Source organism: Halovivax sp. (genome assembly GCA_007119345.1).
Taxonomy (GTDB): Archaea; Halobacteriota; Halobacteria; order Halobacteriales; family Natrialbaceae; genus Halovivax.
This window is the reverse complement of sequence record SKPV01000224.1, coordinates 1-6,359: the sequence shown is the minus strand read 5'-3', so window position 1 is coordinate 6,359 and position 6,359 is coordinate 1. Positions and strand designations below refer to the sequence as shown.

At 68.2% G+C, this 6,359-nt stretch carries 3 protein-coding genes and 1 pseudogene; 1 reads left to right on the top strand and 3 read right to left on the bottom strand.

The annotated features are described in order from the left end of the window. On the bottom strand, positions 1–2,983 hold a 2,983-nt coding region (locus QZT59_RS15695; RefSeq protein ID WP_290818546.1), incomplete at its 3' end, for a S8 family serine peptidase. 152 nt (positions 2,984–3,135) lie between these two features. Here QZT59_RS15695 and QZT59_RS15690 point away from each other — a divergent pair. Continuing rightward, positions 3,136–4,425: an adenosylhomocysteinase gene (locus QZT59_RS15690; protein WP_290818544.1), complete on the top strand. Its 1,290-nt coding sequence runs from the start codon at positions 3,136–3,138 to the stop codon at positions 4,423–4,425. A 30-nt stretch (positions 4,426–4,455) separates the two neighbouring features. Here QZT59_RS15690 and QZT59_RS15685 read toward each other — a convergent pair whose 3' ends face one another. Both QZT59_RS15685 and QZT59_RS15680 read right to left on the bottom strand, forming a co-directional pair. Further along, the gene (locus QZT59_RS15685; RefSeq protein WP_290818542.1) at positions 4,456–5,853 is read right to left on the bottom strand and encodes an MFS transporter; all 1,398 of its coding nucleotides are present in this window, start codon (positions 5,851–5,853) and stop codon (positions 4,456–4,458) included. Positions 5,854–6,147: 294 nt separating this feature from the next. Beyond that, a pseudogene (locus QZT59_RS15680) lies at positions 6,148–6,359 on the bottom strand (ArsR family transcriptional regulator); the annotation flags it as partial.

Sequence of the window (6,359 nt, the reverse complement as noted above, 5' to 3'; positions counted from 1 at the left end):
CCGCGATCGTCGCGTCTTCGATCGGTTCTCCGAAGCGGTCGTCGCCGGCTTCCAACTCGACCGTCGCGTTGCCCGAGGCGGTCAGGTCGAGCTGCTCGTGTGAGCCCTCCGACCACGTCGCCTCCTGGTCGACCGGGAGACCGCCGACGGCGAAGGCGATCGTCGCTCCATCGTCGACCGCCGCCTCGCCGTCGACCACGAGTTCGTCGAACTCGCCCGGCGTTTCGACCGCGGTGGTTCCACGGAGTTCGTCGTCGACGTAGGCCTCCACGATCGCACCTTCGGGTGCCGGATTGTCGACGATCTCGACCGAGCCGGAGATCGTCGGGTGATCGACGACTTCGGACGCGAGGAACTCGACGCTGTTGGCCAGGATGGCGTGGGCGTCGTCGGTGTAGTCGTCGTCGGTGACGAAGCTGGTGTAGCCGAGCCCGGACGCGAGGACCGTCGCGCTCTCCTCGTCGACGGCGAACGCGTCACCCGCGATGCCCTCCTGGTCGCCGATCTCGGCGTAAACGTCGAACGAGGTGTCCGCAAACCACGTGTGGTCACCGTACGTATCGAAGTGAACGTCGATCGAGTCGCCGGCCTCGCCGACGCCGTCGAAGATCTCGTGATCGTCGACGAATTTGTAGATGACCGGTTCGGAATCATTGTAATCCTCGGAGGTCGCACCGGGGTCATCCGTTACGTCGCTGTAGACCGGAACGCCGTTCGACCAGTTACCCCACTGGTCGAGGTAGACGACGCCGGTATCGCCGTCCGCGGTGGCGTCGACGAAGTCGGCGGCGTCGTCCGCGTCGAGGTGCTGGACGACGATCACGTCGAACTCCTCGGCCGCCTCGTCGCTGTCGGCGACGAAGAGGTCGTAGTTCTCGGGGAGCGACGCCGACAGCATCTCGGCGACGTCGTCACCGAACGTGTCCCCGTCGTCGACGACGGCGACCGGCTGCAGCTCTTCGAACACCGTCGTCGGACCGGTCGTGATCGTCTCCTCGTCGCCGAGACCCTCGAAGCTGTGCTCGAGCGAGAACTCGCCCTCCGTGTTCGTGGTCGTCTCCACCACCACTTCCACCGCATCTTCGTCGCCGTCGAAGTCGACCGGCTCGCCAAACTGTGCCTCCGTTCCGTCGACGAAGAGGGTCGCGTCCGACTCGTCGTACGACCCCCCGATCTCGACGACGAGTTCCTCGAGGTTCGCCGCGTCGAACTCGGCGGTGACGCCATCGCCGCCCTCGATGGTTTCGTCCTGACCGTCTACGAGTTCGATTGCGAGTGCGGCCTCCAGGGCGAAGTCCCGCTCGACGACGTGCTCGTCGTCATCGATGGTTACCGTCTCGGTTTGCGCCGCGAAGCCGAAGCCGTCCGCGGTGACGTCGTACGTGCCAGGCGCCTGGATCAGGTCGTAGCCGCCGTCGGCGTCCGTCTCGGTGGAAGCGCCGTCCTCGACGGTTACGGCGGCCCCATCGATCGGCTCGCCGTCGGCGTCGGTGACGACGCCCTCGACGCCGGAGTCGACCGCCACCTGGGCGGTGGCGGCGTAGACGTCGATGATGCCGGCGCCATACCGCGAGTCGATTCCGCCCTCTTCGTCGTAGTACTGAGCGTCGTCCGGATCCCAATCGTCGGGCTTCCAGGCGGTGTCGAGCATCAGCTCCTTGACGTCCCACGGATCCAACTCGCCGCCGGCCGCGCCGATGATCAGCGCCGCGGCGCCGCTCTTGTGGGGCGCGGACATGGAGGTCCCGCTAACTTCACAGTAATCGACGTCGCCACACATCGTGCCGCCGTCGGTCGGGTGCGCGCTGTAGACGTCCGCGCCAGGCGCGGCGATATCGGGCGTGACGAACTCGCCCTCGGGCCAGTGGTCCATCCACTCGCCGTCGAAGTCGCCCTCCTCTATCAGCATCCCGCCGGAGAAGCTGGCGATTCCCCCGGTCTCGTTGCTGGCACCGCTGGCTATGGAGTCGTAGTCGGCGCCGGGCGACCCGGCGGTCCCCTCGCCGTCGTTACCGATCGAGGCAACGACGAGTGTGCCCGCGTTCATCGTGTTGTGGATGAGCTCGGTATACTGACCGTGCGGTGACGCGGAACCCAGGCTCAGACTGATGAGGTCCGAGTCCGTCTCAACGGCCCACTCGAAGGAATCGTAGATCGCCTGGCCCTCACACAAGCCATCGGCGCCGCAAACGCGAGCGTGAGCCTGTTCGGCCTCTGGCGCGACGCCGATCGCCGTGCCGGAGGCGTCTCCGCCGGCGATCGTGCCGCCGACGTGAGTACCGTGTCCGTGCTCGTCCGCGGGTTCGTCCTCGCCGTCGGCGAGGTCGTTCCAGCCGTCTTCCTCCGGAAGTTCGATGTCCGGATGATTCGCGTCGACGCCGGTGTCCGCGACGACGACTCGGACGTCCGCGCCGGTGACACCGATTTCGTCCCAGGTATCGAGAGCCTTGATCTGCTCGAGACCGTAAGTGGCCTCCACATCGTCCGTCCTCGTTCCGTCGGTCGTCTCGGCGACCGGTTCGGTCTGGACGGGCTCGGGGGCGTCGAAGGTGTAGTGCTCGTGAACGAGTTCGACGTTCTCGATCGAACGCAATTCCTCGAGATCGACACGATCCAGGTCGGCTGTGATCAAGATACCGTTGACGATCCACCACCGGTCCTCGACCGCGACGCCGCCCATGTGCTCGAGTCGGTCGAGTACGGGCTGCTGGGTGCGGTCGGCGTGGCTCTGTAACGTCTCGACCGTCGCCTCACGGTCGCCGGCCAGATGCGCGTCGTTCACGGGATCTAGCCTGAGAATTAGCTCGGTTTCGCCCTCGGCGTCTTGCAGCGGTTCGTCGATCTCTTCAGAGTGTTCGGGGATCGACTCCTCGTCGGCGGCGATCGAGACGTCGGCGATCGCGACGCCGCCCAGTGAAACGCCGGCGAGCAGCGTGGCGAGGAGTACGACGGAGATCAATATGCACCTCCGATTGAATTTCATCAATATACGAATTCCGAGAGTGCAGAAACATAGATCTTACCAAGCTATAATAATTTCACTAATAGAGATAATCGGTGGCAGCGACCGTCCACTCCTCGGACCTACCGAGCCGTGTCGGTAGCGTTTTCCCTCCGGTCGCACTCCGCTAACGTATGACCGAGTACCCGCGGATCACCGACCAGCTCGACGACGTCGAGTCCGCACGCGAGGCGGGTCGCCGGAAGATGGAGTGGGCGCGCCAGCACATGCCCATCATGGCGGCCGTCCGGGCGGAGTTCGAGGCCGACCAGCCCCTCGCTGGCGAGCGGATCGCGATGGCGATGCACGTCGAGGCGAAGACCGCCATCCTCGTGGAGGCGCTGGCGGCCGGCGGCGCCGAGGTGGCCGTCACGGGCTGTAACCCGCTGTCGACCCACGACGACGTCTCGGCGGCGCTGGACGACGTCGAGAACATCACGAGTTACGCCAAGCGCGAGGTCGACGCCGAGGAGTACTACGCCGCGATCGAGGCGACGATCGCCCACGAGCCGACGATCACCGTCGACGACGGGATGGACCTCGTGGCGGCGATCCACGAGGACTACCCCGAACTCATCGAGGGGATCGTCGGCGGCTGCGAGGAGACGACGACCGGCGTCCACCGGCTGCGCGCGATGGCCGCGGACGGCGCCCTCGACTATCCGGTCTTCGCCGTCAACGACACGCCGATGAAGCGGCTGTTCGACAACGTCCACGGCACCGGCGAGTCCTCGCTGGCCTCGCTCGCGATGACCACCAACCTCTCGTGGGCCGGCAAGACGGTCGTCGTCGCCGGCTTCGGCTACTGCGGCAAGGGCGTCGCGCGCAAGGCCGCCGGCCAGAACGCGAACGTGATCGTCACCGAGGTCGAGCCGCGCCGGGCGCTCGAAGCGCACATGGAGGGCTACGACGTGCTGCCGATGGCCGAGGCGGCCGCGGTCGGCGACGTCTTCCTGACGACGACCGGGAACCGCGACGTCGTCGTCCGCGAGCACTTCGAGCGGATGGACGACGGCGTCGTGCTGGCCAACGCGGGCCACTTCGACGTCGAGATCGACCTCGACGCGCTCGACGACCTCGCGGTGGACCGCTACGAGGCCCGCGACGGCGTCGAAGCGTTCGAGATGGACGACGGCCGGCGGCTCAACGTCGTCGCCGAGGGCCGGCTCGTCAACCTGGCCGCGCCCGTCTCGCTCGGCCACCCGGTCGAGGTCATGGACCAGTCCTTCGGCGTCCAGGCGGTCTGCGTGCGCGAGCTGCTCGACCGCGAGCACGCCGACGCCTACGAACCGGGCGTCCACGACGTCCCGGACGCCCTGGATCGGGAGATCGCCGAGATCAAGCTCGAGGCCGAGGGCGTCGACTTCGACTCGCTGTCCGAGACCCAGCGCGAGTACATGGACAGCTGGGATCACGGGACGTAAAGCGGGACCGCTCAACTCCGGCGATCCCGATCAGTTGATACCGGCCGGGTCCGCGTCGAGCGTCGCCGCCGCCGGGGCCGGGAGCGTCCGGAGGTCCCGCCGGGCGAGGACGTACCCGGCCTGCGTGCAGGCGACGACGCCGAAGGCGGCCATGGCGATCCGCGGACCGAACGCGCCCGCAACGACGCCGCCGGCGAGCGAGCCGACGGGGAACAGCGCGGACACCGACGAGCTGAGGAGGCTGCTCACTCGCCCGACGAGCTCGTTCGGGGGCGCCGACTGGACGATGGCGGCGATCTGAACGTTGACCACCCCGATCGGCACGAGCGCGAGCGCGAACAGCAACGCCGTCGCGGGGAGCCAGTCGACGAGCACTCCCGCCGTCCAGAGCGAGCCGGTGCAGGCGAAGCCGACGACCAGCGTGCGGCCGAACGGGCGGTCCTCGATCAGCGACGCGCCCAGCGCCCCGAGGAAGGTTCCGGCCGCGAACGAGGCCATGAGCAGACCGTACCCGCCCGCGACGCCGATCGCACTCAGCGCGGGCGGCACGCCGAGCGCGTCCGCGTACGGGGGAAGCGACGCCAGCACCATCCCCGCGGCGAAGTTGGCGACGACCGCGGCGCCGATCAGCGGGACGAGAAACGTGCCGCGGACGGCGTCCACGCCCTCACGCATCCGCGCGAGGTACGACCCCCGCTCTTCGGTCGGGGCGGTGCCGTCCGCCGCCGCGTCCCGCCCGCCGTCCGGGACGGTGGCCTCGTCGGGCGCCTCGCGCGCGTCGGGAGCCGATCGCTCGCGCTCGGCGGTCGCCTCGCCCGGCGCCGGGGTCCCGGATTCGCCGTCGGGGGTGCCGTCGGCCGCGGGGATCGACAGCGTCGCGAACACCAGCGCGGCGATCCCGAAGGTGACGGCGTCGATCGCGAACAGCGCGACCGCGCCGATCACGCCGATGAGGACGCCGCCGACGCCGTTCGCGACCATGTCGAGGCCCTGGTAGGCGACCGAGAACGCGGAGTTGGCCGCCACGAGATCCTCGTCGTCGAGGATCCGCGGGAGAGCGGCGCTCTGGGCCGGGTAGACCAGCTGGTTGAGCGCGGACAGCAGGGGCATGATAACCAGCACGTGCCAGACCGTCAGGGCGCCGAGGAGGTGAACCAGCGGGATCGTCGAGACGATCAGCGCCTGGGCGAGTTGCGTCCCGACGAGCGTTCGGCGCAGCGACCAGCGATCGACCAGCGGTCCGGCCAGGAACTGGAACGCCCGCGGGACCATGGTCAGGAAGCCGGCCAGTCCGGTGTAAAACGGATCGCCGGTTAGACTGTACGCGAGCCACATCGCCCCGATGAAGTAGAGGCTGTCGCCGACGTTGGTGATCACGCGACCGACGAAGAGACGTCGAAAGGCGGCGTTCTCGAATGGACCTCGCATCGTCCCGACGGAGGCCGGGGCCGACCATAAATATAAGCAGAACGACAGTTCTGTCCGCCCCGATACAGAAGTTTCGTTCTGTCCGACGGGCGAGAAACCGGTCGCCGGGTGCGGGCCCTCGACCGAGCGGGTGAGAATCCGGTCGCGAGGGCGGGGTCGAAGGAGTGAGTGAGAATCCGGTCGCCGGGTGCGGGCCCTCGACCGAGCGGGTGAGAATCCGGTCACCAAATCGAACCCTCGGCCGGGTGCGGATCGACCCGGGAACCTTCCGGCGCGAGCGCTCTCGGCGTCGAACTACGATCGCTCGACGCCGACGACCTCCAGGCGCTCGTCGACCGTCAGCGTGAGGCGGTCCCCGTCCGCGGCGTACGTGACCCGGGCGGCACCCGCGTCGTCGTCGAGCAGCGCGGACTGGGGCTCGCCCTCGACGCCGCCCATGCGCCAGATCGGCACGTCGCGAACGTCGACGCCGAACTCGTGGTGGAAGGCGCTGACTTCCGGATGGT